Here is a 4,851-nt window from a genome sequence, read left to right as displayed (position 1 = left end):
GCCACCACCCCCGGCACCACACCCCAACTCCGCACAAGCGCCAACAGCGCCACCTCCACCGCGAACAACGCCGGCTGCGCCCGACCCGTCACCCCCAACACCTCACCATCCGCACCGAACACCACCTCCCGCACCGGCACATCCACATACCCGTCCAGCAGCTCACACACCTCGTCAAACGCCACCGCGAACACCGGGAACGCCTCATACAGACCCCGGCCCATCCCCAACCGCTGCGCACCCTGACCGGTGAACACCACACCCAACCGGCCTTGCCGCACCTTCCCCACGACCGCGGCGGTGCCAGCCGGCGGGACGTCCTCCGGTGCGCAGAGCGCGGACAGGGCTCCGTCGAGCGCTGCGCCGTCGGCGGCGAGCAGGACGGCGCGGTGCCGCAGCCGGGCCCGCCCCGCCAGCGACCAGCCGACGTCCACCAGGTCCAGGCCGCTTCCGGTGCCGAGGGCGACCCGCAGCCGCTCCGCCTGGCCGGCCAGGGCAGCCGGGTCCGCGGCCGACAGCACCACCGGAACCACCGGAACCACTGGCAGACCCGTGGCAGCGCCTGGGCCGGGGACGACGTCGCCCTGTTCGAGGATGACGTGGGCGTTCGTGCCGCTGATCCCGAACGACGACACCGCCGCCCGCCGCGGACGGCCGTTCGTCTCCCAGCGCCGTGGCTCCACCAGCAGGGAGACCGCACCGGCGTCCCAGTCGACCTGCGACGACGGGGCGTCCACGTGCAGTGTCCGGGGCATGATCTCGCGGCGCATCGCCAGCACCATCTTGATCACACCGGCCACCCCCGCGGCCGCCTGCGCATGACCGATGTTCGACTTCACCGACCCCAGCCACAACGGCTGGCCCTCGGGCCGGCCCTGGCCATAGGTCGCGAGCAGCGCCTGCGCCTCGATCGGATCACCCAGCGTCGTGCCCGTCCCGTGCCCCTCGACGACGTCGACGTCGGTGACGCCGAGCCGGGCGTTCGCCAGCGCCTGCCGGATCACCCGCTGCTGCGACGGACCGTTCGGCGCCGTCAGACCGTTCGACGCACCGTCCTGGTTCACCGCCGAACCCCGCACCACCGCCAGCACGCGGTGGCCGTTCCTCCGGGCGTCCGAGAGCCGCTCCACGAGCAGCATGCCGACGCCCTCGCCCCAGCCCACGCCGTCCGCCGCCTCGGAGAACGACTTGCACCGGCCGTCCGCGGACAGGCCACGCTGCCGGGAGAAACCGACGAAGGTGTTCGGCGTCGACATCACCGTCACACCACCGGCGAGCGCCAGATCGCACTCACCGCCGCGCAGAGCCTGCACGGCGAGGTGCAGCGCGACCAGCGACGACGAGCACGCCGTGTCGACGGTGACCGCCGGTCCCTCCAGACCGAACGTGTACGACACCCGGCCCGAGGCGACACTGCCGCCGGCGCCGAGGAAGCCCTCCACGGCCTCGGCGCGTTCCAGCACCGCCGCGTAGTCCGTGTACATCACACCGGCGAAGACACCCGTGCGGCTGCCGCGCAGGCCCAGCGGGTCCAGACCGGCCCGTTCGAAGGCCTCCCAGGACGCCTCCAGCAGCAGCCGGTGCTGCGGATCCATCGCGACGGCCTCCCGCGGGCTGATCCCGAAGAGTCCCGGGTCGAACTCCGCCGCGCCGTGCAGGAAACCACCCTCGCGGGTGTAGGACGTCCCCGGATGATCCGGGTCCGGGTGGTAGAGGCCGTCGACGTCCCAGCCGCGGTCGAGCGGGAAGCTGCCGACGGCGTCGCGGCCGGTGGCGAGCAGATCCCACAGCTCGTCCGGGGAGGCGACCCCGCCCGGGTAGCGGCACGCCATCCCCACGATGGCGATCGGCTCGTCGGAGCCGGCCGCCGACGCCACGGGAACGACCGGGGCGGGGGTCGACCCGGCGAGTTCGGCACCGACGAAGGACGCGAGGACCTCGACGTTCGGATAGTCGAAGACCAGGGTGGACGGCAGTCGCAGGCCGGTGGCGGCGATCAGGCGGTTACGCAGCTCGACGGCGGTCATCGAGTCGAAACCGAGCTCGTTGAAGGCCCGCTGCGGGTCCAGGTCGCCGCCGCCGCGGTAGCCGAGGACCGCGGCGACCTGGCCGCGGACCAGATCGAGGACGGCCCGGCGCCGCTCCTCCGCCGGCAGCGCGGCGAGCTGCCGGCCGAGCGCGGACCCGCCGCCGCCGGCCGGCCGGGTCGCGGGCAGGACGAGATCCTCGAGCAGCGGCGGGAGCAGACCGCTGCCCGCCGCCGCGCGCAACACGGAGAAGTCGAGACCGAGCGGGGCCACCAGTCCGCGGCCACTTGACAGCGCGGCGTCGAACGCCGCCAGACCCTGTTCCGCGTTCAGCGGAACAACGCCGCCCTGCCGCAGCTGCGCCCGTTCGCTCTCGCCCAGAGACCCCCCCATTCCCCCCGCCGTGTCCCACAGGCCGAACGCCACCGATACCGCGTTCACACCCCGGCCCCGCAGCCATCCCGCGAAACCGTCCACAAACGTGTTCGCCGCCGCATACGCGGCCTGGCCCGCATTCCCCAACACACCCGCCGCCGACGAAAAGACCACGAAGGCGGCCAGATTCCGGGCGGCCGTCGCCGCGTGCAGATTCAGCACCGCATCGACCTTCGCCCGCAGCACCCCCTCCACCCGCTCCGCGGACAGAGACCCCACCAACCCGTCGTCCACCACCCCGGCCGCATGCACCACACCCGACACCGGCTCACCCGCCAGCAGCTCCCGCACCGCCTCCGGATCCGCCGCGTCACACGCCGCCACCCGAACCCGGGCACCCGCTTCCACCAGCTCCGCGACCAGATCACCCGCACCCGGCGCCGCCGCACCCCGACGCGACACCAACAACAGGTCCGACACCGCATGGGCAGCCACCAGATGCCGCGCCACCAGGCCACCCAACGCACCCGTGCCACCCGTGACCACGACCGTCCCCGCGCCGAACACCCCATCCGGCCCGGCGGAACCGCCGCCGGCGTCGGTGCCAGTGCCAGTGCCAGGAGCCTCGGGAGCCGGTAGCCGCACGAGACGGGGGACGAGTACCTCGTCGCCGCGGATCACCGCCTGCGGGGCGCCGGAGCCGACGACGCGCGCGAGCAGGCCGCGACCGGCCTGGTCGACGTCCACCAGCTGGAAGCGGCCCGGGTGCTCCGACTGGGCGGTGCGCACCAGACCCCACAGGCCCGCGTCCACCACGCCGGGCACGGTGTCGCCCGGGGCGGCGTCCACCGCGCCCGCGGTGACCACGACCAGGCGGCCTCGCGGCTGCTCCCGGTCGGCGAGCCAGTCCTGGATCGTCGTCAGCAGGGCGGTCACCCGGCCCCGCGCATCCTCGGGCGAGAGGCCGGTACCGGCCGGCCCGTCCGAGGTTTCCGCCACGGAGGCTGGTTCCGCGGTGCCGTCCGCGAACCAGTGCTGGGCGGTGCAGTCGACCACGGCGAGTGCGGTGCCAGCCGGCACCGGTGACCCCAGCGGGACGGCGACCCCGTGCTCGGCGGACTCCGCCGCCGGCGCGGTGCCGGCCGGCGCCGGCGTCCAGTCGACGCCGTACAGCAGGCGGCTCGCCGCGTTCGCGGCAAGCTGGCCGGTGGTGACCGCGCGCAGGGCCAGGCCCGTGACCTCGGCGACCGGCAGGCCGGAACCGTCCGCGATCGACACCCGCACCCGGTCGGAACCGGACACCGCGGCGATCCGGACCCGCAGTGTCGCGCCGGGTGCGCCGGACACGCTCACCCCGGTGAAGGCGAACGGCACCCGCACCTCGTCGTCGACCGGCAGCAGCCCGCCGGCGGCGATCGCGTGCAGCGCCGCGTCGAACAGCGCGGGATGGATCGCGAACCCGTCGACGGGCTCGTCCACCTCGACTTCGGCGAAGACCTCGCCATCACGGGCCCAGGCGCGGCGCAGGCCCTGGAACGCCGGGCCGTAGTCGAGGCCCGCGCCGGCCAGCCCCGGGTAGAAGCCGTCCAGGGCGAGCTCGGTCGCGCCCGCGGGCGGCCAGGCCACCAGGCCGCCCGCAGCGGTCGGGGCGCCCGCCGGCTGGGTGCCCGGCGGCAGGAGGGTGCCGGTGGCGTGCACCGTCCAGGGCTCGTCGTCACCGTCCTCGGGCTGTGAGTAGACCGCCAGCTCACGGCGGCCGTCCGGGCCGGGTGTGGCGACGGTGACCTGCAGTCGCACCCCGCCCCGGTCGGGCAGGACGAGCGGGGCGTGCAGCAGCAGCTCGTCGACGGCCGGGGCGCCGACCCGTTCGCCGGCCGCGAGGGCGATCTCGAGGAACGCCGTGCCGGGGACGAGGGTGCTTCCCAGCACCCGGTGGTCGGCGAGCCAGCGCTGGCCGTCGAGGGCGAGCCGGCCGGTGAGCACGGTGCCGTCGCCGTCGGCGAGGGCCACGGTGGCACCGAGCAGCGGGTGCTCGGCAGCGACCAGGCCGAGCCCGGCGGGGTTCCCGCTGACGGCGGCGCGCAGCCGCGGCCAGAGCTGCAGGTGCTGGAAGGCATAGGTGGGCAGCGGTACCTGGATGGCCTCGGTGCCGTCGAACAGCCGGGCCCAGTCGACGGGGGTGCCGCCGGCGAAGAGCCGGGCGACGGCGGTCAGCAGCGTGGTGGCCTCGTCGCGGTCACGGCGCGCAGCCGCGACCGCAAGCACGCCAGCCCCGCCGGACCCGTCGGTCTCGACGTCAGTGCCGGCAGCGGTGCCGGCACCGTCGGTGATGGCGTGGATCGCCGGGGTGAGCGCCGCGTCGGGCCCGATCTCCAGGAACCGGGTCACCCCCTGCTCCACCATGGCGGCCACCGCGTCGGCGAACCGCACCGGACGCCGGACCTGCTCC

The 4,851-nt window shown here is 74.9% G+C and carries 1 protein-coding gene; it reads right to left on the bottom strand.

Annotated elements, in window-relative coordinates; translation table 11 throughout:
• Positions 1 to 4,851: type I polyketide synthase (locus AB1460_RS35665; RefSeq protein WP_368966843.1), on the bottom strand; the 4,851-nt coding region annotated here is incomplete at both ends.

The sequence above is a fragment of the Parafrankia sp. FMc2 genome (assembly GCF_041008525.1).
In the GTDB taxonomy this organism is placed as follows: Bacteria; Actinomycetota; Actinomycetes; order Frankiales; family Frankiaceae; genus Parafrankia.
Note: the sequence above shows the minus strand (reverse complement) of the source record. Positions and strands in the feature narration are given on the sequence as shown.